Source organism: Exiguobacterium sp. s150 (assembly GCF_018618435.1).
GTDB classification, from domain to species: Bacteria; Bacillota; Bacilli; order Exiguobacteriales; family Exiguobacteriaceae; genus Exiguobacterium; species Exiguobacterium alkaliphilum.
In genome coordinates, this window is the sequence record NZ_JACSMC010000029.1 from 1 (window position 1) to 24,939 (window position 24,939).

At 53.2% G+C, this 24,939-nt stretch carries 22 protein-coding genes; 13 read left to right on the forward strand and 9 right to left on the reverse strand.

All coding sequences use genetic code 11. The features are described 5' to 3' along the window. Positions 1 to 484 precede the first annotated feature (484 nt). The 6 genes from KNP76_RS12325 to ybaK form a co-directional block, all read right to left on the reverse strand. Positions 485 to 1,951: a phytoene desaturase family protein gene (locus tag KNP76_RS12325; RefSeq protein WP_214844704.1), complete on the reverse strand. Its 1,467-nt coding sequence runs from the start codon at positions 1,949 to 1,951 to the stop codon at positions 485 to 487. 23 nt (positions 1,952 to 1,974) lie between these two features. Then, complete coding sequence (locus KNP76_RS12330; RefSeq protein WP_034807209.1) at positions 1,975 to 3,042, reverse strand: glycosyltransferase family 2 protein; 1,068 nt, start codon at positions 3,040 to 3,042, stop codon at positions 1,975 to 1,977. Continuing rightward, positions 3,039 to 3,737, reverse strand: coding sequence for a lysophospholipid acyltransferase family protein (locus tag KNP76_RS12335; RefSeq protein WP_034807211.1), 699 nt, complete (start codon positions 3,735 to 3,737; stop codon positions 3,039 to 3,041). The genes KNP76_RS12330 and KNP76_RS12335 overlap by 4 nt, the downstream gene beginning before the upstream one ends. Then, a complete protein-coding gene (locus KNP76_RS12340) occupies positions 3,703 to 4,452 on the reverse strand; it encodes a carotenoid biosynthesis protein (protein WP_034807212.1) in 750 nt (249 codons plus the stop codon). Before KNP76_RS12340 ends, KNP76_RS12335 begins: the two co-directional genes overlap by 35 nt. A 90-nt stretch (positions 4,453 to 4,542) precedes the next feature. Then, a complete protein-coding gene (pssA, locus tag KNP76_RS12345) occupies positions 4,543 to 5,241 on the reverse strand; it encodes a CDP-diacylglycerol--serine O-phosphatidyltransferase (protein ID WP_034807214.1) in 699 nt (232 codons plus the stop codon). Positions 5,242 to 5,258: 17 nt separating this feature from the next. Beyond that, a complete protein-coding gene (ybaK, locus tag KNP76_RS12350) occupies positions 5,259 to 5,723 on the reverse strand; it encodes a Cys-tRNA(Pro) deacylase (RefSeq protein WP_034817746.1) in 465 nt (154 codons plus the stop codon). 155 nt (positions 5,724 to 5,878) lie between these two features. Here ybaK and KNP76_RS12355 point away from each other — a divergent pair, with 155 nt between their 5' ends. Beyond that, positions 5,879 to 6,616, forward strand: a complete 738-nt coding sequence (locus KNP76_RS12355; RefSeq protein ID WP_034807217.1) for an enoyl-CoA hydratase/isomerase family protein — start codon at positions 5,879 to 5,881, stop codon at positions 6,614 to 6,616. Positions 6,617 to 6,682: 66 nt separating this feature from the next. Here the strand turns inward: KNP76_RS12355 and KNP76_RS12360 are convergent, their stop codons facing one another. Then, the gene (locus tag KNP76_RS12360) at positions 6,683 to 8,041 is read right to left on the reverse strand and encodes an MATE family efflux transporter (RefSeq protein WP_034807218.1); all 1,359 of its coding nucleotides are present in this window, start codon (positions 8,039 to 8,041) and stop codon (positions 6,683 to 6,685) included. 156 nt (positions 8,042 to 8,197) lie between these two features. Next, positions 8,198 to 9,982 carry a glycoside hydrolase family 13 protein gene (locus tag KNP76_RS12365; protein ID WP_214844705.1) on the reverse strand — a complete coding sequence of 595 codons (1,785 nt, stop codon included), beginning with the start codon at positions 9,980 to 9,982 and terminating at the stop codon, positions 8,198 to 8,200. A 375-nt stretch (positions 9,983 to 10,357) separates the two neighbouring features. Here KNP76_RS12365 and KNP76_RS12370 point away from each other — a divergent pair, with 375 nt between their 5' ends. The 12 genes from KNP76_RS12370 (at position 10,358) to KNP76_RS12425 (ending at position 24,051) form a co-directional block, all read left to right on the forward strand. Further along, positions 10,358 to 11,623: an extracellular solute-binding protein gene (locus KNP76_RS12370; RefSeq protein WP_214844706.1), complete on the forward strand. Its 1,266-nt coding sequence runs from the start codon at positions 10,358 to 10,360 to the stop codon at positions 11,621 to 11,623. Between the two features lie 105 nt (positions 11,624 to 11,728). After that, the gene (locus KNP76_RS12375; RefSeq protein WP_051690361.1) at positions 11,729 to 13,081 is read left to right on the forward strand and encodes a carbohydrate ABC transporter permease; all 1,353 of its coding nucleotides are present in this window, start codon (positions 11,729 to 11,731) and stop codon (positions 13,079 to 13,081) included. A 1-nt stretch (position 13,082) separates the two neighbouring features. Continuing rightward, positions 13,083 to 13,916: a sugar ABC transporter permease gene (locus KNP76_RS12380; protein ID WP_214844707.1), complete on the forward strand. Its 834-nt coding sequence runs from the start codon at positions 13,083 to 13,085 to the stop codon at positions 13,914 to 13,916. A gap of 23 nt (positions 13,917 to 13,939) precedes the next feature. Further along, complete coding sequence (locus tag KNP76_RS12385; protein ID WP_034817738.1) at positions 13,940 to 15,451, forward strand: alpha-amylase family glycosyl hydrolase; 1,512 nt, start codon at positions 13,940 to 13,942, stop codon at positions 15,449 to 15,451. A gap of 41 nt (positions 15,452 to 15,492) precedes the next feature. Then, entirely contained in the window at positions 15,493 to 16,536 is a 1,044-nt protein-coding gene (locus KNP76_RS12390; protein ID WP_034817735.1) for a LacI family DNA-binding transcriptional regulator, read from the forward strand. Between the two features lie 377 nt (positions 16,537 to 16,913). Continuing rightward, positions 16,914 to 17,225, forward strand: coding sequence for a transposase (locus KNP76_RS12395; RefSeq protein WP_214844708.1), 312 nt, complete (start codon positions 16,914 to 16,916; stop codon positions 17,223 to 17,225). A 307-nt stretch (positions 17,226 to 17,532) separates the two neighbouring features. Further along, a complete protein-coding gene (locus KNP76_RS12400) occupies positions 17,533 to 18,498 on the forward strand; it encodes a YsnF/AvaK domain-containing protein (RefSeq protein WP_214844709.1) in 966 nt (321 codons plus the stop codon). 81 nt (positions 18,499 to 18,579) lie between these two features. Beyond that, entirely contained in the window at positions 18,580 to 19,389 is an 810-nt protein-coding gene (locus tag KNP76_RS12405) for a YsnF/AvaK domain-containing protein (RefSeq protein ID WP_214844710.1), read from the forward strand. Beyond that, the gene (locus KNP76_RS12410; RefSeq protein WP_034817729.1) at positions 19,389 to 19,796 is read left to right on the forward strand and encodes a general stress protein; all 408 of its coding nucleotides are present in this window, start codon (positions 19,389 to 19,391) and stop codon (positions 19,794 to 19,796) included. The genes KNP76_RS12405 and KNP76_RS12410 overlap by 1 nt, the downstream gene beginning before the upstream one ends. A 217-nt stretch (positions 19,797 to 20,013) precedes the next feature. Continuing rightward, entirely contained in the window at positions 20,014 to 22,311 is a 2,298-nt protein-coding gene (locus KNP76_RS12415) for a glycoside hydrolase family 65 protein (protein WP_214844711.1), read from the forward strand. A gap of 146 nt (positions 22,312 to 22,457) precedes the next feature. Next, a complete protein-coding gene (locus KNP76_RS12420) occupies positions 22,458 to 23,306 on the forward strand; it encodes a YitT family protein (protein WP_034804420.1) in 849 nt (282 codons plus the stop codon). Between the two features lie 73 nt (positions 23,307 to 23,379). Further along, on the forward strand, positions 23,380 to 24,051 hold the full coding sequence (locus KNP76_RS12425; protein WP_034804419.1) for a 5'-methylthioadenosine/S-adenosylhomocysteine nucleosidase family protein: 672 nt from the start codon (positions 23,380 to 23,382) through the stop codon (positions 24,049 to 24,051). 55 nt (positions 24,052 to 24,106) lie between these two features. On the opposite strand, the gene KNP76_RS12430 is transcribed toward KNP76_RS12425, so the two are convergent. Continuing rightward, complete coding sequence (locus KNP76_RS12430) at positions 24,107 to 24,919, reverse strand: Cof-type HAD-IIB family hydrolase (protein WP_211779845.1); 813 nt, start codon at positions 24,917 to 24,919, stop codon at positions 24,107 to 24,109. Between the last annotated feature and the right edge of the window lie 20 nt (positions 24,920 to 24,939).

The window sequence follows — 24,939 nt, forward strand, 5'->3', positions numbered from 1 at the left end:
TCAACGGGCGGCCGAGGAAATGTCTGGGCTGGAAGACCGCACACGAGGCCTTCACGGAGGAAGTGTTGCGCTTAATTTGACAAACCGTCGCGCACAAAAAAACCACTTTTGGCGGGGGACCAAAAGTGGCGTAAGCGTTATGTGACCCGTCCGTCGGGGAAACGAACGAATCGGCTTGTGATGAACACCTAAAGATGTGCCTCGTCTCATGGGGAATGAAACGATGGGGCATCTTCGCTGAAACAGGATGCTTGATGGACTAAGGGGGAACATCAGATGCATGCTGATCCAGCTACGGCATACGAGTGGGGAAACTCGCTCATCATTTTTTCTCGGGTGTGACAAGTTCAAAACGCGATTGGCTCGGGGAAGCCATTCGATCGCTACAGGTGTAACAAACGTTACAATACTGCTTGAACTCGAATATGATATTATCACGTCTCAGACTTGTCGACAAGTGTCGAATCTTCTGTTCACAAAATGTTCAAATTGTCAGAGGTATGTCCTCTAACATCGAGCGGGCGGCGAGTTGTCCTGAAAGCGTGACCATCGGGCTCCCCCCGCCCGGATGGGTCGACCCGCCCGCGAACCAGATGTTCGAGACGTCTTCGGACCGGGCTGACGGGCGGAAGAAGGCGCCTTTCTTCGAGTTGGCGGACGTGCCGTAAAGCGCTCCGTAATAAGCGTAGAAGTCTCGGGTCAAGTCATGCGGGGTGACGAGATGATGATAGACGACGTCCGCGTCGTCCCACTCGACGCCGAACTTACGGAGGCGGCGACGGATGAGGTGTTCATACGTCTCGGCATCGATATCGGTCAAGTGGGCCGGGGCGTTGACGAGGATGAACAAGTTGTCCCCGGCTTCACCCATCGATGGGTCCGAATGGGACGAGTTCGAGATGTAAATCGTCGGCTCGTCCGCATAGCGCTCTTCCTCGAACAAGGCACGGAACTCGGCCTCATAGTCGTCAGAGAAGTAGACGTTATGATGGGCAAGATTCAATCGTTTGTTCAATCCGACCATGACGACGAATGCCGAGACGGACGGTTCGACCGTATCACGTGTCGGGACCGGGAACGACGGACGATGGATCGCATCGACGAGACGCGGGTACTGCGTGAGCAACTCGCCGTTCAATAAGACGGCGTCGCACGATAACACGTCCTCCTCGTCGATGACGACGGCGTGGGCTTTGCCGTTCATCACTTCAATCTTCGTCACTTCTTGACCGAGCTTGAACTCGACGCCGAGTTCACTGGCCCGTTTGGCGAAGCCTTTGGCGATCGTCCAGTTTCCGCCTTTGGCGTAATACACCCCGTCATTCAATTCGAGGTGTGAGATGAGCGCGAACGTGCCCGGTGTGACGTAAGGGCTGCTGCCGATATATGTCGCGTAGCGGTCGAGCGCTTGAATGATGCGCGGGTCTTTGAAGTACTTCTTATGGAGCGCGTGCAGGCTCGTGAGCGGATGGACTTTCATCATATCGCTCCACAACCCGGTGTCCATTTTCGTCTCCATCCGGGTGAAGAAGCGCTTGTTCGCGATCTCGAACAGTTTCTCCGCCTCGTCCAAATAGTCGGCGAGTTGGTTTTGGTCGGCCTTGCCGCCCGTCAAGCGTCGGACTTCCTCTTCCATCTGCTCGCGTCCGGACCGGAACGTGAACGTCGAGCCGTCGGTGAAGTGGTTGACCGTATGCAAATCGAGTTTGACGAGCTCGAAGTAATCTTCCGGGTTCGCCCCACTGTTACGGATGACGGAACGGAACACGTCCGGCATGGTGATCGTGTTCGGACCGAAGTCAAAGCGATGGCCGTCGGTGATGACGGGCATGAGCTTGCCGCCGACGTGCTCGTTTTTCTCGATGACGGTGACGTCGTAACCGCGTGAGGCGAGGGTGACAGCGGCGCTCAAGCCGCCGAGACCGGCCCCGATGATGGCAATTTGTTTCATGGCGATGTGCCTCCTAACGTTTTCTAAGGGTACATGCGGCCTTTCCAAGTGATCGGTTGTCGTCTCCATTTACGGATGACCGCGCTCGCAAGCAACGCCAAGTAGGCGATGAGGCTGAACGGATGCAACCAAAACTGTCTTCCCCCTGATTTCAAATCGATGGCGAGCCGTGCGAGTAGGACGCAGAGGACCGCTCCGAGCGAATACCAGTCGGGCCGGACGAGTAGGGCGACGAACGCCGATGCTTGGACGCCGTAATAAAGAAAGAAATAAAGGGCGATGCCCACTGATTCATTCATTCCCTTGAATACGTTTTTTGAAAACCCGTTCCATACTTCTTCATTCGTGGCATACATGTCACACGTGATGTACGGCGACACTTGTACGAGCGACGTCAATTTTTTTCGCCGTTTGAACTCCCGGCATAAATCGATGTCATCAATCAAAGAGTTGTGAATCGAGGCATGACCACCGACCTCGTCATAGCTCGTCCGTTCGACGAGGACGTTCATCCCGTTCGCTGCAGCGAAAGCGGGGTGACGGACTTTTCGCCAAAGCAGCGGCAAGTGTTGGGCGATCAAGACGTGTTGCATCGGGATGAGCAGTTTTCCGAGCCATGTCGGGGTCGGGAAACGAGGGAAGCCGGACAAAAAGACGACCCCCTCACGCAGACGTGTCCCGTGTAGCCGGTCGATGAACGTCGGGTCGATGGTCACGTCGGCGTCGAGGAACAAGAGGTACGGTTCCGTCGTCCGGCTCGCCAACTGATGGCAGGCATGAACCTTCCCTGCCCATCCTTCGGGGAGCGGCACCCCACGAAAGATGGTGAAGCGGGGGTCGTCCGCAATCGATTGGACGAGAGCGGCGTATGTACCGTCGTCGGACCGGTCTTCGTATAAATAGACGTGACTCTCACGTGGAACGGCTTCCTTTAAGCTGGCGATCAGTTTCGGGACGTTCCGCTCCTCGTTCCGGAGTGGGACGCAGACGGCCGTCGGGGGAGAAGCGACGGGCTTGGTGAGCGGTCGTAAAAATAACAGGTTGACGAGCGTGAAGACGAGCATACAAAACGTCAGCGCGAATAGAATCATCGGCCGCCCCTCCTGAATGTCAAGAGGTGTTCGGTCCAGTCCGCGAGACTCCGCTTTGGCGGGAAGAGGGGGACGTAGTTCGTCGATTGTTCGATGACATCGGCGCGCGTGTCGTCATAGAGCCGCTCGAGCGCCTCTGCCAACTCGCGCTTTTGGAGCCGTCTCGTTTCTGAGACGACCGTATAGTTCCGAAACCGGACGTACACGACCGGTGCGGCATGTGACTCGAACGCATAATAGATGGCGCAGAGCCGCACATCGGGTTTCGTCAGGAGCATCGTCGCCCCGGTGCCAATCTCGAGCGGGCGATGTTCTTGCGGGTACTCCCGTCCTTGTGGGAACACCCAGACGGACTTGCCTGCTTCGAGCAAGTCGGACGCATAGCCGAGCGAGGCCCGCACTTCGGACAAGTTCCCTTTTTGAATCGAAAACGCGCCGAGATGACGAAAGAACGGGAAGCGTCGCAAGCCTTCCTCATCCATTAAGACGTGGACGTCATGTCGTAAGTAATGCTGATTCAGCATGAGCAGGATGAGCCCGTCCCAAAACGAGCTGTGGGTCGCAAGGAACAGGCCAGGGGTCGGGACGTCATCGGCGCGTACGTTAATCGTATGGAAGAACGGACGGATTTGACGCTCTTTCACAAAAAGCGAGAAGACGTCATTGAACCATTTCTTTTTGTTCGACTCGATCATGGCGGACCCTCCGTTCGAAGTAGATGACGCTTGCGGTCAAGATGCTGAGCACGCCGATGCCGTACAAACCGGCGTTGACGGCCGTCACACCGAACAAGGCGTGCAACATGACGAACAAATAGCGGCCGTGCGTCAACAAGAGCGGTTCGGCTTCGACCTCGTAGCGGTCGAGCACCCACGAGAAGATGAGCGACAGACCGAACCAACCGAGGAAGTTCTGCGTCGGGATATCGTAATATATTCCACCGTTCGCCCATTCCCAATACCCTTTCACGTTCGCAGCGACCGGGTCGATCGCCATGTCGAGCCAGACGGCGAGAAACGGGACGAGCCAGAGCGTGCGTCGTTGAAAGTTAAAAAAGCGTGCCACGGCAAAACTTGCCCCGATGACGGCGAGCCAAGCGGCCCCGATCGTGACCGGGACACCGAACACGGTCGGACCGAACGCCTCGGCATAGAGATACTCGCTGAACGGGAAGCCCGTCTTCACACCGAGCGTCTCGACGGCGATTGACCCGAAAAAGATGAACGGGACGATCCATCGGGCGTGACGGACCCCGTCGGCAATCACGAACGCTCCGATGGCGCCAGCGAGCCACAAGAATACCGGGTTCGCCCATTCGAGCCAACTTGGGAGCAGGTCGAAACCGACCAAGATAACCCCGATGACGTACCAAACAACAAACCATTTCCAAATCCATGGATACACTTTCATTTCATCACCTCAAATACTATTCTAAAGAGGTTTTACTCGGGCGTCTAATGAATGCGTGCAAAAAAAGAGCCCCTCATGTCGAGGAGCTCGTCAGTTTGCCATGCTCTTCCGCTTTTTGACGAACGAGAAGGCGATGAAAAGGATATAAAACGGTACGGCGATGAACCAGAATGACGGCCACTCTTTCCAACGAGCGAAAATCATGTACGTCAAGTAGACGAGGCTGACCGTGATGATGAATGAGTGACGCGGGAGCGGCACTTCTTTGAAGCTCGGGATGCGGACGCGGCTCACCATGAGGAGCGCGAGCCCCGTGAAAAAGATTGGGGTGAGTAGTTCGCTGACACGATCGCCGAACGTCGTGACGACAGCGAGTAGACCGCCTGCAGCCGTGATCGGGACACCGGAGAAGTAACTCGCAGTGACGTTCGTCGCCGACAAGTTGAACCGGGCCAGGCGATAGGCACCGAAGAGCGGGAATAAGGCGGCGAAGAACAGACCGTAGTTGCCATAGTCGATGAAGAACGTGTAATAGGCGAGTAAGGCTGGAGCCACGCCGAACGTGACGACGTCAGCGAGCGAGTCGAGCTCTTTTCCGAAATCCCCGGCGACGCCGAGCATACGGGCGAGCCGTCCGTCGAGACTGTCGAGCATCATGGCGATGATGATGAGTAACGTCGCGTTTGAGAAATCACCGCGCGCCGCATAGACGATGGCGATGACCCCGCAAAATAAGTTACCGAACGTAAACGAGTTAGGAACCCATGACCGGATTCGTTCTTTCCACATAATATTGCCTCCAATTTCTATTGAGTGAACCAGCGACCGTTCGTGAAACGGAGCAAATCGTCTGGCGTGAGTTCGAGTTGGGCGCCGCGTTTACCGGCGGAAATGATGATCGTTGCTTTTTCTTTCGCACTGTCGTGCAAAAAGACGGGGAACGCTTTTTTCGCCCCGATCGGTGAGACGCCACCGCGGATGTATCCGGTAAGCGCTTCAAGTTCTTTCATCGGGACAGGTGTGACTTTCTTGACGCCCCAAGCTTTCGCGGCCGCCTTTAAATCGATATCACGGTCGCCGGAGATGAGGAAGAATGCGTGGCGCTTCTGTTCGCTTTCGAGACAAATCGTTTTATACAGTTGGTCGACCGGTTTTCCCATCGACGCAGCGACATGGCTCGCCGATACGTCCGACGGGTCCACCACGTATGTATGGAACGTGAACGGAATGTTTCGTTGCTTCAATTGTCGAGCGGCGTTCGTCAGTTGCATCAAGCCCACCCTTTCGTTGAATGACTTCTCTAAGAATAGCAAATAGTGGCAGTGTCGGGCAATCGTACACACGAAGTTTTCATGTCAGGAAGGAAACAGTTTACGAAATGGCGAAATGAATAGCGATTCATTTATGAGAAGGGGGAGCAATAGACATGGAAACGATTCAAATCACGCGACATAACGGGGTAGGCTGGCTCAAATGGAATCGGCCTGAAAAGTTGAACGCGTTAAACGAGACGCTCTTAAAGGAGGCGACCGAGGCGATGAAAGGCCTCGTAGCTGACGAGGACGTACGCGTCATCGTGCTCGTCGGGGAAGGGCGGGCCTTCTCATCCGGTCAAGACTTGACGATTGAAGGGGATGCCGATTACGGGACATATTTAGAAGACGTGTATCATCCGCTCGTACGCGCGCTCGAGTCGTGCAAAAAACCGCTGATCGCCGGCATCCATGGGGTCGTCGCCGGTGCCGGGCTCAGCCTCGCGCTTGCTGCTGACGTCCGCATCGTGGCACGCTCGACGAAATTCAGCTCGGCGTTCATTAAAATCGGACTCGTCGCGGATGCGGGCGGACCGTATCACTTGAAGCGGTTGATGCGACCAGACCTTGCGCTCAGCTGGATGTGGAGCGGGCGGACGATTGACGCCGAACAAGCGGAACGCTTCGGTCTCGTCACCGAGCTCGTCGAAGATGACGCCTACACAAGAGCGTTGACGGAGTACGCCGAGGCGCTCGCGAAGCAGTCGCCGGTCGCCGTCGAAGGGATGAAGGCGCTATTCCGGACCGAATCGTTCGAGGCGGGGCTCGAAGAAGAGATTCAGTGGCAACGAAAATGTGGACAGACCGAGATTCATCGGCAAGCGATGCACGCCTTTTTGACGAAAAAATAAAGAGTGTGGGCAAATGGAGGAGATATTCGAAAAGGGTGTAGACGTTGGTCGTCTACACCCTTTTCGTTATGCCGTTGGTTTTGCTTCGAACTGGAAGCCTTTCTGTTGCCACGTGCCATACTTCCAACGCCGGAAGGCGAAGAAGCCGCGGAACCACTCGTCGAGTGAGAAGGCGAGCCAAATGCCGAGAATACCGAGCCCCATTTGGAGGCCGAACAAGTAACTGAAGACGACGGCGACACCCCACATCGAGGCGATCCCAATCATGACCGGGAAGCGGACGTCCCCGACCGCTTTCAGCGAGCCCATCAGAACGATGTTCATCGCCCGCCCTGGCTCAAGGATGAGCGTCGCCCAAAGGATTGGAATCCCGACTGCGATGATGTCTGGGTTCGACGTGAACAAGCCGAGCAACGATTTTCCGAAGACCGCGAGGCCGAGCGAGGCGACGAGCGACGAGAACATGGCGATTTTCAGTGTCCGGACGGCTCGAGTATAAGCCTCCTTGAACCGTTTACCGCCGATGTCACGTGCAATCAATAGCTGTGTCCCTTGGGCAATCGCGACAGTGAGGAGGAAGGCGAGCATCGACAAGTTCATGACGTACACACGCGCCGCGAGCGACGCCTCACCCATCGTCGCGATGAAACCAGTGATGATGATTTGTGAGAACTGATACGATAAGTTCTCGCCGGCAGATGGCACCCCGATTTGAAGGAGTGCCTTGATGTCGTCACCTTGCGGGCGAATCAACTCTTTAATCGGGAAGCGGAGCATGAGCCGTTTTTTGACGATCCAAAACAAGAGTAACATCGCGGCAAAACGAGCGATCACGATGGACCAGGCGACGCCGGCCACACCGGTCACCGGAAGGCCGAACCAACCTGTGACGGCGAGCATGGCGCCGATTGCCGTGATGACGTCAATCAAGAGCGTCGCGAGCATGGCGTGCTTCGTCATCCCGTGGCTGCGGAGCACCGCGCTCAGTGCCATGATGAGCGCCTCGGTGAAGAGCGAGAGCCCTACAATCTTTAAGAATAAAATCCCGTGTGTGAACAGTTCGTCGGACAAGCCGAACAGACGAAGGAACGTCTCGCCGAACAAGAACACGAAAACGACCATGAAGACACCGAGCCACATGTTCAAGCTGACGGCGGACCGGGCGAAGTCCCGGCTCTTCTTCATCCGGTTGGCGCCGATCGCTTGGCCAATCAAAATCGTGGCACCGACCGACGTGACGCTGAAGACGATTAAGAAGACGTTCAAAATTTGGTTGGCGACCCCGACGGCAGAAGCGGCGGCATCGGAATAGTGGGCGAGCATGAGTGTCGCGATAATCCCGGTCCCCATATGGAGCGCGAGCTCGATAAAGATGGGCCATGAGATTTTGAACAGGCTGAGCTGTTCGGTGTTTTTATTCGGCATGTGTATTCTCCCTTGTTTCTACAATTCTCTCTATGAAATATTTACGTTTTAAAAATCACAAGGGTCATGTTACTCCTTTTGAAATGAAAAGGAAAGAGATATCGTCAATTATTTTCAACAAAAAAAACACCCACCGAAGCAGGTGTTTGAGGAATATCATTTCATTTTCAAAATCGCCGTCCCGTACGGTGCCAATTCGAGCTCAAGTGAGTCAACATCGCGGTCGTTGAGCAAGTCGTAAGCGCTTCCGGTATGCCAGAGCGGGTTGAGCTTCGACGTCGTGTCTGAGTTATTGAAGTATATCAAATACGTCTCATCTTTCGTACACCGCTCGATGATGAGGGCGTTCTCTTCGTCATCGACGAGATTGAAGCGATACGAGCCTGCGTTCGCGAGCACCGGATGCTCTTTACGAAGTTGAATCAATTTCTTCGTGAAACGGAACAACTCACGGTCTTCTTGTTCTTCGTCCCATGGCATGCAGCGGCGGCAGCCCGGGTCTTGTTCACCTTCGAGTCCGATCTCATCTCCATAGTAAATACATGGACTGCCCGTATACGTGAGCATCGATGTCATGAGGAGTTTGAACTTGCCTTTATGGCCTTTCGCCCGGGTGAGGGCACGCGGCGTGTCGTGAGAGTCGATCAAGTTGAACGTCACTTCGTTCACGTTCATCGTGTTCATCATCTCGACGCGCGTCAACTCGTCGCGGAACTGTGATGCCGTCGTCCGGTCGAGCGCGAAATAGTTCAAGCTCGCGTTCGTGAACGGGTAGTTCATGACCGCATCGAACTGATCGCCTTGAAGCCACGGTTGGGCGTCATGCCAAATCTCACCGAGGATGTAGGCGTCCGGGTTCGCTTGTTTCACGGTGCGACGGAAGTCTCGCCAGAACGCGTGGTCGACTTCGTTGGCGACGTCTAGACGCCAGCCGTCAATGCCGAACTCCTCGACCCAATAACGGGCGACTTCTAATAAGTAAGCTTTGAGCGCAGGATGCTCGGTGTTGATTTTTGGCATATTCTTCTCGAACGCGAACGTGTCGTAGTTCGGCTTCGGCGTCGTCTCGATCGGGAAGTCGCGAAGATAGAACCAGTCCCGATACTCCGAGTGCGGGCCGTTCTCGACGACGTCTTGGAACCATGGATGATGGTAACCGACATGGTTGAACACCGCATCGAGCATGACTTTGATGCCGTTCTCGTGGAGCAAGTCGACCATCTCTTTGAACTTCTCCTTCGTCCCGAACTGCGGGTCAATTTCCATATAATCGAGCGTATCGTATTTATGGTTCGTCGTCGCCTTGAAGATCGGGCAGAAATAAATGCCGGTGATACCGAGGTCGACGAGGTAATCGATATGGTCGATGACCCCTTGGAAGTCGCCACCGAAGAAGTTTGTCTGACTCGGTTCAGCGCTGTTCCATGGAAGCGTCTCTTCTGGATTGAGCGACGGGTCACCATTTCCGAAGCGGTCCGGGAAGATTTGATACCAGACCGTGTCTTTCACCCAAGACGGGGCGTGGAAGATGTCGATCGGATTGATGAACGGGACACAGAAGTAGTAACCGGTATCGTCGAGCGGTTTGTCTTCGAACCAGCCTTTCTCGGTGAAGACGGCCGTCTCATTACCGTCATAAAGACGGAAACCGTAGCGGAGACGACGGAAAGGAGGTTTGACGGCGATGAACCAATAGTCGTATTGGTCATCGTGGCCGATTTTCTCCATCGGTGTCTCGAACGTGCGCCAAAAGCTCGGCTTGCTCGGGTCGAAGTTCCACATGGCCGGATCTTCTGAATGCCAGTCGTACGGATCGTTCCAAATTAAGTCAACGGATTGGATATCATTTCTTTTTGTATGAAACCGGATGTGAATCGTCTCGCGGTCGTACTTGTAAACGAACGGGGACATGGCACGATGGTAAATAGCTTCTTTGATCAAATGAAATCGTTCCTTTCTCTATTGGGGTTGTTACCATTTTACACTGTCGATTCGGAAAAGAAACAACAGTTGCGAAAACGTTTGCTCAAGCACAGGTTAATAAAGCGTTTACATTTTGTCAATCGTACATCACGATAATTATTGAAGAAACGACGACAAAAAATTAAAAAAGAGATAAATGGGTTAACGGCAAGAAAAAATCCTAAAAAAAAGACTTGTAAAACGCTTACACAACTGTATAATAAAAATTGAGGTGAGGATGCAAACGTTTTCACTGAACGGTTGATTTCGTAGCGGAGTATCATTTTATAATCAATCGGACAGTACGTTTGCGCAAATCTGACCATACTAATTTCCTTGGGGAGGTTTTTCATCATGAAGATGAAAAAGATGGTAGCAGGACTTTCAACAGCAGTATTCGCATTCGGTGCACTTGCTGCATGTGGTGGCGGTACGGACAACGGTTCGACGAATGAAGGCGGTTCTTCTAGCGAGAACAAGCCAGAAAAAATCGTAATCTGGGAAGATATTGATAAGTCGGAAACGACGAAAGAAGTTGCCAAAGCGTTTGAAGAAGAGCATGGCGTAAAAGTTGAAGTCGTCGAAGTACAGATGACAGACCAAAAAGACAAGCTCGCCCTCGATGGCCCGGCCGGTAAAGGTCCAGACATCGTCCTCGTACCGCACGACCAAATCGGAACGATCGCTGACCAAGGTCACTTGGCACCGCTCGCTGACGAAGGCGTACTCGATGCGTTTACAGATGCTTCGAAATCAGCTGTCATGTTCGACGGTCAAGCTTACGGGTACCCGAAATCAGTTGAAACAGCAATCCTCATGTTCAACAAGGATTTAGTATCAGAAGCACCAGCGTCGATGGATGAGTTGTACGAATTGTCGAATGACGTGAAAGGTGACGGCGAATACGGATTCCTCGGACTTTGGGATAACTTCTACTTCGCCCACGGCGTCATCGCTGGCTTCGGCGGCTACGTATTTAAAGAAGATGGCGGCGCGCTCGACCCGTCTGACATCGGCTTGAACAACGAAGGCGCGGTCGAAGGCTTCGAGTACATCGGCAAATGGTACCAAGAAGGTCTCTTCCCTAAAGGGTTGATCGGCGAGTCTGGTGGCCAAGCGATGGACCAACTCTTCACTGAGAAGAAAGCACACACAGTCATGAATGGACCATGGGCCGTAGCTGGTTACCAAGATGCCGGCGTCAACCTCGGAGCGTCTGCAATGCCGACACTTCCAAACGGTGAGCCAATCAAGACGTTCATGGGCGTGAAGACGTATGCGCTCTCTGCTTACACAGAGAACCAAGAGTGGGCTGAAATGTTCCTCGCAGAACTCACGAACGAAGAGAACGCATTGAAGATGTTTGAAGCTTACAACGAGGTCCCACCAGTAACTGCTCTTGAGACGAACGAGACAATCACGTCGAACGAAGTAGCGAAAGCGGTATTCGATCAAGCGACAAACGCGATCCCAATGCCTAACATTCCTGAAATGGGACAAGTTTGGGAGCCAATGGCACAAGCACTTCAGCTCGTTGCAACTGGCAAGCAAGATGCACAAAAATCAGCTGACGATGCTGTGAAAGTCATCGAGCAACAAATCCAAGCGAACAACCAATAAGGAACTGAAATGACGGGGTACGCCAACTGGCGTTCCCCCTCATTTTCTAGAATTGAGCAAACGCTTGCTCGATTGATTTGCTCAAATTGAAAGGAGAAATTGAGGATGGCTTCAATTCCGAAACCGAACACGCCGGATCAACGTCCGGACAAACCGACCAACCATGCCCGGAACGCCGCATTACTCTCGATCATTCCGGGAGCCGGACAGTTTTATAACAATCAACGTGCGAAAGCGATCGCTTTCTTTATCGTCATTATGTCTTATTTCGCAGTAAACTACGATCTCTTTTTCAAAGGCGCTGGCGCAGGACCTGGCGACCGTGGTGGCCTTTGGGGATTGATCACGCTTGGCGAAGTAGCAGGACCTCGTAACGACCACTCCATCTTCTTGATGGTAGAAGGTATTGTCGCATTAATCTTACTGTTCTTCGGGATTGCGTTTTACATCTGGAACATTCGTGACGCATACCGAGTCGGTCGCATTCGTGATCAGCACCTAAACGTGCCATCGTTCCAAGTGCAGCTTCGCAACTTGCGTGACCACGGATTCCCATACTTGATGTTGATCCCGTCACTCATCTTGCTCGTCTTCACTGTCGTTTTACCGCTCATCTTCACGTTCTTGATCGCTTTCACGAACTACCGCTACAATAACGCACCACCGGCGAAACTCGTCGAGTGGATCGGATTCAGCAACTTCACGAGCATCTTCCAAATCGACATCTGGCGTGATACGTTCGTCAGCGTCCTCGGTTGGACGCTCGTCTGGACGGTCGCTTCAACGGTCGGTGTCATCGCGATCGGGATCTTCCTTGCGGTTCTGTTGAACCAAGAAGGACTCCGTTTCCGTCGCTTGTTCCGTTCGATTTTGATCTTGTCATGGGCCGTACCGGCGTTCATCACGATCTTGATTTTCCGTTCGATGTTCAACGAATCGTTCGGTGTGTTCAACACGACGATCCTCCCGGCGTTCGGGCTTGACCCGATCAGTTGGATGACGGACCCGACGGCGACGCGAAGCGCGCTCATCTTGATTCAGTGGTGGCTAGGCTTCCCGTTCATCATGACGCTCATGACGGGTGTGTTGCAGTCGATCCCGGGTGACTTGTATGAAGCCGCGACGATTGACGGCGCAACAATCTTTGATAAGTTCCGCTTGATCACGTTGCCGATGCTCTTGTTCGCAACAGCACCGATCTTGATCACGCAGTTCACGTTCAACTTCAACAACTTCAACTTGATTTATCTCTTCAACGGTGGGGGACCAGCTGTGCCAGGACAGACGGCCGGCGGTACCGACATCTTGATCTCATGGATTTACAAATTGTCTCTCGGTGCCAACCCGCAATACGGACTTGCGGCTGCGATCACGCTCATCTTGTCATTCTTCATCATGACACTTGCCGTCATCCAGTTCCGTCGGACAAAATCTTTCAAAGACGAGGATATGATTTGATATGAAAAAACAAAGACGAATCAATCTGGCGCTCTCGTATGTTATCTTGACGCTTGCGTCGATCATCATCCTTTATCCGATGCTTTGGGTAGTGGGGACGTCATTTAACCCGGGTCGTACAATCACGTCAAAAATTATTCCGGACAACCCGACGCTCATTCACTATAAAAACTTGTTTGACTTAACGATTTCGGATTATAGTTTATGGTATGTGAATACATTGAAGATTGCCTTCATCACGATGGCGCTCGCGGTCATTCTCGTCACGATCACGGGTTATGTATTCTCGCGTTACCGTTTCGTCGGACGGAAGAACTCGCTCATCTTGTTCCTCGTCTTGCAAATGGTGCCGCAATTCGTTGCTATCATCGCGATTTACGTGCTCCTCAACATGCTCGGTCTTCTTGACACGCATACGGCGCTCATCCTGCTGTACGCCGGCGGGGCGATTCCGATGAACACGTATCTCGCCAAAGGTTACTTCGATACGATTCCGAAAGAGCTCGATGAAGCCGCTCGGATGGATGGTGCCGGTCACCTTCGTATCTTCTGGCAAATTATTTTGCCGCTCGCGAAGCCGATTGTCGCAACGATTGCCCTGTTCAACTTCATGGGCCCGTTCAACGACTTTATCTTGGCATCGCTCGTCCTTCGTTCACCGGAGAAACAGACACTTGCGGTTGGTCTCTATAACATGATTTCTCGACAGTTCGACAACAACTTCACGTTGTTCGCGGCAGGCGCCGTCCTTTCGGCCCTCCCAATCGTGCTCTTGTTCTTCATGTTCCAACGCTACTTCGTCTCGGGTCTCACTGCGGGTGGTACGAAAGGATAATACTCACTTAAGGGGGAAGCGATATGAGGCGAGGCGTCGTGCTCGTTCTCCTGTCGCTTCTTTTGTTTCCTACAATTGTCGGAGCGAAAGAAGCAGCAACATGGGAACAAGAACGCATGTACTTTATTATGGTCGACCGGTTCGTTGACGGAAATCCCGATAACAACGACCAAGTCGACAAAAATGACCCGAAAGCCTTCCATGGCGGAGATATTCGAGGCGTCATTGAAAAGCTCGATTACATCGAGTCGCTCGGTTTCACGTCCATCTGGTTGACTCCGGTGTTTGAGAATATGCCGGACGGCTACCACGGCTATTGGATTAAAGATTTTTATGAGATCGACCCGCAGTTCGGGACGAAAGAAGATTTACAGGAACTCGTCGACGAGGCGCATAAGCGAGACATGAAAGTCATCCTCGATTTCGTCGTCAACCACGTCGGCCCGGGTCATCCTTGGGTCGAAGAGAAGCCAGACTGGTTCCATGACGAGTTACCGATCGTTTTATGGAACGATCAAGAACAAGTCGAGACACATTGGCTCTTTGACTTGCCGGACTTTAAAACCGAAGACCCGGAAGTGAAAGACTACTTGATCGAGGCGGCGACGTACTGGATTGAAGAGACCGGCATCGACGGCTATCGTCTCGATACGGTCCGCCACGTCGACAAGCCGTTTTGGGAAGATTTCGTCGAAGCGGTGCGTGCGGTCGACCCAGACTTTTATCTGTTAGCCGAGGTGTTCGACCCGAACCCGCAATATGTCGCTGAATATGATGACCTAGGCTTCAACAGCATCACGAACTTTACGTTTTATGACCGCGTCGCCAAGACGATGGCGCAAAAGCAGGCGAACGTCGACGAGATCGATGTCGCCGCAAGCTACGCCCAGACGTTCTTCAACGACCCGAACCAAATGGCGACGTTCCTCGACAATCACGATGTCGAACGGTTCATGCACGTCGCGGAACGGGGCGGTGCCGAATCGGCGGAACGAAGATTGCGTCTCGGATTGTTCGCACTCTATGCGTCGCCGGGTATGCCGATTGTCTTCCAAGGGACAGAGAACGCACAAACGGGCGGGGCTGACCCAGCCAACCGGGAGATGACCGAATTCCCGGGAAATGAAGACCTTCACGGTTACGTCGCGACGATGAACCGGATGCGGGCCGAATATCCGGTGTTCGCGACCGGTGAACAACGCCTCATCGCCTCTAAAGACGGCATGGCCGTGTTTGAACGCCGTGACGGTGACGACGTCGCCTTATATGCAATCAATATGAACGAAGAGGACAGAGAGATTCAATTCGAGGTAAGCGAAGTCGGTGAAGATACACGTCTTCGCGGTCTCCTGTTCTCGCAACTCGTCACCGACAGCCGTGGCACGTTTACCATCAAACTGTCAGGTGAGAGCGCGAACGCCTATATCGTCGAAGAGTCAGAAGTGAACATGTGGACGATCGGCCTGCTCGTGATCGCCATCCCAATCTTTTTGACGGGGCTCGTGATGTGGAAGCGCCGGAGAAGCGTTAACTGACAACAGGGAATCAAGAACTAACGGAAGCAAGGGGGAGCACCATGCAAATCACGATTAAAGATGTCGCGAAACATGCCAACGTCGCACCATCGACGGTGTCACGTGTTATCGCGAACAGTCCACGAATCAGTCAAAAAACGAAAGAGCGCGTGCGCAGTTCGATGGAGGAACTCGGGTACCATCCGAACATTCATGCACGTAGCCTCGCGAACCGCTCGACACAGTCGATCGGTCTCGTCATGCCGAGTGCGGCCACAAAGACACTGCAAAACCCGTTCTTCCCGGAAGTGCTTCGGGGAATCAGCACGAAAGCGCATCAGAACGGATACTCGCTCTATATGACGACGGGCGTCACAGAGGAAGAGGTATTGTCGGGCGTCATCGAGATGGTGCAAGGCCGCCGTGTCGATGGTGTCATCGTCCTTTATTCGCGAGAAGATGACAAAGTCGTCCAGTATTTACGTCAAACGAAATTCCCATTCGTCGTGGTCGGGAAGCCGTTCGGGGATGCTTCATCGATCACATACGTTGACACGGACAACTATTTGGCCGGCCGGGAAGTGACGAAGCATCTGTACAACCTCGGTCATTGCTGCATCGCCTTCATCGGTGGGTCGGATAAACTCGCCGTCACGCAAGATCGGCGTAACGGGTATGCCACGGCGCTCATGGAAGCGGGCATCCCGGTGCGCGAGGATTACATCGCGCGGGCCGAGTTCATGACGAAAGGCGGGGCAAAAGCCGTTCGGGAGCTGCTTCAACTCGAAGAGCCGCCGACAGCCGTCGTCGTCAGTGACGACATGATGGCGCTCGGTGTCATCAGCACGCTCAGTGAGATGGGGCTGAAAATTCCAGAGGACGTCGCGGTCGTCAGCTTCAACAACGTCTACATCGCCGAGCACTCCAATCCACCGCTGACCTCGGTCGAAATCAACATCTTCGGCCTCGGGTTCGAGGCGACGAACTGCCTAATCGAGCAAATCGGCGACAGTGCGCCGCCGTACGGGAAACGCGTCATCGTGCCGCACTATCTCGTTGTACGTCAATCGTGTGGGCAAAAGAAAGCCGGGCAACCGGTCGAGTAAACATGAACCTTTCGTCTTCGGGCGAAGGCACTGAAAAACTTTTAATGATTTTGAACAGAGGAGCGTCGTCCCGGTATGGATGACGCTCCTCTGTTTTCCGCTGTTTTCATCGCCCTTCAGCCGCCCTGTCCGGCACGCCGCTTTCCTGGGGGCGGGCGTCGAGCCGCAACGCGACGTCGTCGCTGCTGGGTCTCGCCTTGCCCGCTAATTCCCCGGGAGTCGGCGTGCCCTCGGGCGGCGCTGTAGGCGCCTTGCATTCCGGACTATACTGACCGTAACACCAAATTGGAGGCCATCCCGATGATGCCCGACCTGCCGAACATGCCGCCGAGCCCGTATGTGGCGCTCTATGACCTGTTGACCCAGCCGATGACGAGTTGCAGCTCATCCACGACCTTGTCCCGTTCGATCACATCGTGGGCGACGAGGCCAAGTCGAAGCCTTACAGCGTGTCATTGAAGTCGAGGGAGCACAGCGACCAACTCGATTATGAGCAGACGGATGATTTCAAGGACCATCACCGGAAACGCTTCGCCATCGAGGCGAAGAACAGCCAACTGAAGAACCCGCACGGCCTGGCGCGCAACAAGACGCCAGACCTGAAAGGCATGACGTTACAGGTAGTGATGGCCATCGTCGCGGTCAATCTGAGGCGGATTATCACCCTCCGGGAAGAGAAGACAGATTAAAGGCAAGGAAAAAAGGCGATCGGCCCGACACAAGTCGGATCAATCGCCTTTTCCACGTTCTCACGCTCGGATAGTGAGAAGGTTTTTCAGTGCCCTCTCTTCGGGCGGGAGGTTTTTTTCGTGCATATAATGGAAGGTCGTTCAATCGGACAATAGTCACAACGTTACAAACTGATTACAATCATGAAAGAAATGCATGAAACGGAGTTGCAAGGGAACACATACACTACCGGCAGGATGGCAATTCATAGCGAATCGGCCTCGCCTATAACCAAAAAAATAAAGATTTTGAAAGGGAGATACAATCATGGATAACAAACGTTACGTAGGAACGTACTATCAGGAGTCAGAACTCGTGTCAAAAATTGATGAGCTCCGTGCTCAAGGTCATCGTGAAGAAGACTTGTACGTCGTTGTGAAAGATAAATCGAACCTTTCAATGGTTCGTGGCGAAACCGATGCAGAAGTGAAAGAAACGAAGGCATCATGGCTCGACCGCTTCTTCGGCGTGTCAGATGGCGCAGATGAAGTCCGTCATACGTTCGACAAGCTCGGCTTCTCGGAAGAAGAGACGGCACGTCACCATCAAGATATCGAGAACGGCGGCTTCGTCCTCTTGCTTGATACGGACGATGGTGTCCTCGATAACGGACGGAACGATACGTTCGAAGGACGTACGTCAGCAGGCTACGGTTCAGAAGGGAACGAGGCTGGAAACATGACGGCTCGTGACCCGATTGGTACAGGTGTCGGAGCAGCCGGAACAGGTCTTGACGCGACGGGATCGCATCATGACTCCACGCGTCACCACGACATGGACGAGGATATCCGTAACCGCACCGACTTGACGGACGAGCAGAAGTTGCAGTTGCATGAAGAACGTCTACAAGTGAACAAAGAGCGCGTCCAAACGGGCGAGGTTCGCGTCGAGAAAGACGTCGTCGAGCATGAAGAACGCATCGATGTCGAAGTCGAGCGTGACGAAGTGTATGTCGAGCGACGTCCAGTCGACGGTGACCGCGCCGCGACAGACCACTCGTTCGATGCGACGAACGATCGTGACGAGATTCGCGTTCCGGTGACGGAAGAGCGGGTCGATGTGACGAAGAAAGATGTCGTCGCTGAAGAGATTGTCGTCGGCAAGAAAAAAGTGAAGGATACTGAAACAGTACGCGAGACAGTCCGGAAGGAAGAAGCCCATATCGAGGGTGAAGATGACCTCCGCAAGCGTGACGGTGACCACACACGCCGTGACGACCGCGACCGCCTCTAATTTGACCAAGTACCTGAAGAAGGATGGTTCTCTCTAAAGGGACCATCCTTTTTTTACGACATACTTTAGGAGGAATGAGACATGAGACAAGCCATCATTTCTGAACTGTTCGACGATGCCACGGCGTTGCTCGCGCGGACGGTCGACTTGAAACGAGAAGGTTACGACGAAGGAGACATGTTCGTGCTCGTCAAACGTAAAGAGACGGGAGAGGCCGTGAAACGTCAATCGAATCTATACGTTCTCGTCGCCGACGACCCGCAGGCGATCGCTTCGCTCGTCACATCGAGCGAGCGTCCGGTCGAGCGATGGCTCGGCAGTATGCGCTTGACGCCTGAAAGACAGGAGACGTTCGCCCAGGCGATCGAGCAAGGAAAGTTGTTCCTCTACGTCGACGCGGAACAAGGCGAACGGCTCGAAGCAGAGACAGCGACCCGTCGAAAACAAGCGACAGACACCGAAGAACAAACGCTCGCCCTGCATGAGGAACGGCTCGACGTGAAGAAGCGAGCGGTCCAAACCGGTGAGCTCGTCGTGAACAAACGTGTCACCGAGACCAATCAAGAGATTGAAATCCCGATTCGGAGGGAACAGTTACACGTAGAGCGCAAAGACGGTTCGCTAGAAGAGATTGAAGACTATGATTTCGACCGACCGGGCATCCGGACGATCGACGAAGGCGATCACCTTCGGATTCAAGTTATCGAAGAGCGAGCGTTCATCGTCAAGCGACCTGTCGTCGTCGAGGAGATCATCGTGCATAAGCACGTGCGAGAAGACGTCGAAACGGTCACGGAGACGTTGCGCAAAGAAGAGATCGAGGTCCGGGAGGAAGGCGATGCCCGCATCGACATCGATTCACCACTTACAGAGCGAAAGGATGAGACATAATGAGCAGAAGACGATTTGTTGACACGTACCAAGACGAGGCGGCCCTCGTCTCGAAGATTGATCAGTTGAACCATGATGGCTATGACGAGAAGGACTTGTTCGTCGTCGTGCGAGACGAGGATAACGTATCGCTCGTCAAACGAAACACCGATGCGAAAGTGGAAGAGGCTTCAGCTTCATGGCTGCAAAAGTTTGCCGGCGTCGCTGAAGGCGAGCAAGAAGTGAAACGAGCGCTCCTCGACCTCGGACTCGCGGACGATGACGTGAACAAGGCGTACGGAGACATCATGAGCGGTGGTTATGCGCTCATTCTCGATGAACCGGATACCGGCTTCAACGACGGGGACAACCCGGCGTTTGAAGGGCATGAAGGCAATGCGACGTTCGGCCGCGATCGCGACGTTTGATTTGGAACGGCTTCGGGGGAACTCGAAGCCGTTTTTGTCTGCCGTAAACTGTGAGGAAAAAAAGAAAGAAAAAGTTCTATGCAAACGATTGCATTCTTCGTTGAGTCGTGTAAAATGAGAGGTGAGATTGAAATACAGCGCTTTCATAGACAAACGGTTGCATGATTCCGTTGTCTATCGAGGAGTAGCCTTGTAGAGAAAAAGGAGTGGCAGACAGATGAAACGATTGTTTGCAGTCGATGAATGGAAAGTAACGGAAGAAGGGCTTCACCCGAAAGAGAACCGTCTCGCCGAATCGATCACCTCGCTCGGTAACGGGCATATGGGGATGCGCGGGAACTTCGAGGAAGATTACTCGAATGACACGCACCAAGGGTTTTATGTGGCAGGCGTCTATTACCCGGACAAAACGCGCGTCGGTTGGTGGAAGAACGGCTATCCGGAATACTTCGCAAAAGTGTTGAACGCAACAAACGTCATCGGACTTCGTGTTGCCATTAACGGGACAGCGGTCGACTTGGCGAAATGGGACGTGAAAAAATTCAAGCGCGAGCTCGATATGCAACGTGGCGTCCTCACGCGGACGTTCACATTGTTGAACGGGACGGAAGAGACGAAAGTGGAAGTCGTCCGTTTCTTCTCGATCGTCGATAAAGAAATCTTAGCGATTCGTTATAACGTCACGCCGATCAACTACGAGGCGAAAATCGAGTTCACGCCATACTTGGACGGTGATGTCGTCAACGAGGACTCGAACTATGACGAGAAGTTCTGGTTGCCGGTCGAACACGGTGTCGAAGAGCGTTTCGGTTTTGTCACGACGAAGACGAAAAAGCTCGATTGGCACGTGACGGCTTCGATGATTGCAGACGTCGAAGGCGCGCGCTGTGAAGTGCTCGAAGCGACCGACCTGTTCGTCGCGAACAAGTTCACGGTGACGGCGCCAGCCGGTGAGACGGCAACGGCGTACAAATACGTCTCGGTCGTCACGAACCGTGACTACGAAGTCGAGGAATTGCAGTCGACGGGAATGCAACGCGTTGAGATGGCGTTTGAGAAAGGCTTTGAGACGCTCCTCGCCGAGCAGACGGACGCTTGGCTCGCACGTTGGGAGGACGCGGACGTCCGCATCGACGGCGACGCCGAAGCACAACAGGGCATTCGCTTTAACATCTTCAATATGTATCAGACGTACACAGGCGAGGACTCACGTCTCAACATCGGTCCGAAAGGGTTCACCGGTGAAAAGTATGGCGGTGCCACGTATTGGGATACAGAAGCGTATTGCCTCCACTTCTATTTAGCGACAGCCAAACCAGAAGTGTCGTGGAACTTGCTCAAATATCGCCACAACCAATTGCCGCAAGCAAAAGAGAACTCGGTCAAGAACGTCGGCATGGAAGGCGCCCTCTATCCGATGGTGACGATGAACGGCGAGGAGTGCCACAACGAGTGGGAGATCACGCATGAAGAGATTCACCGGAACGGCGCCATCGCACATGCCATCTTCAACTATACGAACTTCACAGGCGATAAGTCATACCTCGGGAAATACGGACTTGAAGTATTGGTCGAGATCTCGCGTTACTGGGCGAGCCGTGTCAACTTTGTCCCGCACAAAGATGTCTACATGATCCTAGGCGTCACAGGTCCGAACGAATACGATAACAACGTCAACAACAACTGGTACACGAACTTGATTGCCGCGTGGACGCTTGAATACACGCAAGAGGTGTACAACTACTTGAAACAAGCGGAGCCGGCTCGTCTTGAAGAGCTCGTCTCGACGCTCGGCATCACGGACGAAGAGATTGCGAAGTGGAACGATATCCAGACGAAGATGTACTATCCGAAAGACGACCTCGTCCCAGACGTGTTCATGCAACAGGACGGCTTCATGGATAAAGAACAAATCTTAGTGAAAGATCTCGATCCGAAACACTTGCCGCTCAACCAAAACTGGTCGTGGGACCGCATCCTCCGCTCGAACTTCATCAAGCAGGCGGACGTGCTCCAAGGGCTCTATACGTTCAGCGACCGCTTCACGGTCGAACAGAAGCGGGCCAACTTCGACTTTTATGAGCCGCGGACGGTCCACGAGTCGAGCTTGTCGCCTTGCGTCTACTCGATTATCGCGGCTGAAGTCGGTTACGAGGACAAGGCGGTCGAGCTCTATCAACGTTCGGCACGACTCGATCTCGATAACTATAACAACGATACAGAAGACGGGCTTCACATCACGTCGATGGTCGGCTCGTGGATGTCAATCGTGCACGGTTTCGCCGGCATGCGCGCCCTTGAGAACGAGCTTACGTTCAGCCCGATGATTCCGAAGGATTGGAACGGCTATTCATTCAATATGCTCTGGCGCGGCCATCACTTGACGATCACATCGACGCGTGACCATGTGACGATCAAGCAGACGGGCGGCACGGACGTTTGCATCACGGTCTATGGAAATGTCGTCAACGTCCCGGCAAACGATGCCGTGACAATCGAGACAGTGAAAGCGTAATCAAATGCGTCAGTACAACAAGTCGGCTTCGGCCGTCTTGTTTTTTTTTCATCATGCCTCTACAGATTGCATTATTTTAATGATAGGCAGCGCTTGGAATCTATGTTATCTTGATTCTTAGCTATTTTTGAAAGGGGAGACAAAACTTGACGGAAGCCGTTAAAGAACATGCTCGCATCGGAATCGTTTCGATTATTGGGGGAGTATTCGTTGCATTATCCATGACATTATTTTTAATCCCGGCGGGGGTATACTCGACCGGATTTACAGGGCTCGCCCAAATCTTTACGCAACTGTTTGCGGGGACACCGTTTGAGCTCGGGGAAGGAATTTGGTTCTTCGTCTTAAACGTGCCGCTACTCATTGTCAGCTACTTCATGCTCGGCAAGAACATGATGATTCATACACTCATCAGTGTCGCGGCAGTCACCGTGTTCATTCGTGTGCTTCCACAATCGCAGCTCCTCTCGGACGACCCGCTCTTGAACGCCGTGTTCGGCGGGGTTTTGCTCGCAATCGGTTCAGGGATCACGATTCGCTTCGGCGCCTCGACCGGCGGATTCGATATCGTCGCGCTCATCTTGGCGAAATTCACGAACAATTCGGTCGGCGTCTACTTGTTCCTCATGAACATGATGATCGCACTTTGGGCCGGTGCGTTATTTGGTTGGCAGACTGCGCTTTATACAATCGTCTTCTTGTACGTGACGTCGAAAGTCATCGACGAGATTTATACGAACACGCAGCGTCAAACACTCTTCATCGTCACGAGCCATCCGGACGAAGTGACGAAAGAGTTGCATCAACACGTCTTCCGCGGCATCACGCTCATGCCGTCGATCGGCACGTACTCAAAAGTCGAAAAGGCGACGCTCATGATGGTCGCCCAGCGCCACGAAGTTCGTGAAATCACGCGCATCTGTAAGGATGCCGATCCGACCGTCTTCATCAATATGGTTCCGACCGAAGATGTCGAAGGTGCGTTTCGACGCTAAAATAACCCCCGCTGAACACTCAGCAGGGGTTATTGTATAGATAGAGGTCAAACAAGTGTGAGGGGGACGCGTGATGATTGGAGTCAGCATTGCGACGAAATGGGAATATGAAGCGACATTGGAGTACTATGACGTCAAAGCGGATGAGCGGTTCAGTTACCCGTATGGCGAGTATTTCAGGAGGATACTTAATGACGTCGAACTTGTTTTTTATAGCACCGGTGTGCGGAAAGCTAACGGGGTCGGTGCCAATCAATACATGATGTCTCGGTTCAATTTAGTAAAAGTCATCGTGGCTGGGACGTGCGCCGGAATCGATGATACGTTTGACCCGTTGGATATCTTCGTCCCGCATCGCGCCGTTCAATACGATTGTACGGTCAAAGAAGTAGAGCCGCTCATCAAACCATCGTTCATCGTCGACATTGAACTAACGAACTACGGGGAAGATTATTTAACCGGTACCATCGCGACGGCCGATCGAGCGGTCGTGATGTGGAACGATTATTTGGAACTGAAAGGACACGACATCACCATCGCGGATACGGAGGCGGGCGCCATCGCGTATATCTGCAAAAAAAATGACGTCGAGTGTATCATTGTCAAAGGAATCTCTGACTTCCCGGCAGATGAACGCGATACGAATCCAGTCGACTCGAACGTGGAACAAATCAATGTATACATCGCGAACACCCCAAAAGTCATGATTAAGATTTTTGACGACTATTTGTGGCGCTTTATTTGACCGAGTTTTAGAGCCGAACGCAAAACACACCGACTGCATTCAGTCGGTGTGTTGATTATGCCTTGATGCCGAGTTTTTCTTCGAGGTAGATGGCGATGCCGTCTTCCATGTTCGACGCGGTCACTTCGTTCGCGACGGCTTTCAACTGGCTGATGGCGTTCCCCATCGCGACGCCGGTGCCGACATAGTCGAGCATCTCGAGGTCGTTCTCCTCGTCGCCGAACGCGATGATGTTTTTGCGGTTGATGCCGAGATGTTTCGACACTTCACGCAATCCGAGCGCCTTCGATGTGTTTTGGCTCATGACTTCGATCATGTGCTCCGGCATGCGCCATTGGCGGTTCAAGACGGCCTCGGCGTGAACTTTATTCAAACGTGCACGGACGTTGTCGACGTGCTCTTTCGTCGCATGGATGAGGAGTGACGTCGGCTCTTCTTGTAAGTGTTTGAGCAAGTTGCCCGATGTGACGCTGAGCGCGCGCTCGGTGTAGGGGCTATAAAATTCTTGCGGTTCTTTTTGGAAGTAGACGTGGTCCGTCACTTCGACGACGATGTTGTGTGCTTTCGTCTCCGACACTTCCTCGATGATCTCGTGCGCCGTCTTGAGTGGGATTGGTCGGTGCGTCACGGCGTATGACGAGTCTTTCGGATGGTGGACGAGCGCGCCGTTGAAGTTGATGAGCGGCGTCGTCAAGTCGAGCTGGTCATAGTACATGATGGAGTGGCGATGCGGTCGTCCGGTCGCAATCATGACTTCATGACCAGCATCTCGCGCCGCTTGGAGCGCACGAATGTTTCGGTCGCTAATCGTCTTGTCATCTCGTAACAACGTGCCGTCCAAATCTACTGCGATTAAATAACGTGACATTAGTCATCCTCTTTTCTACG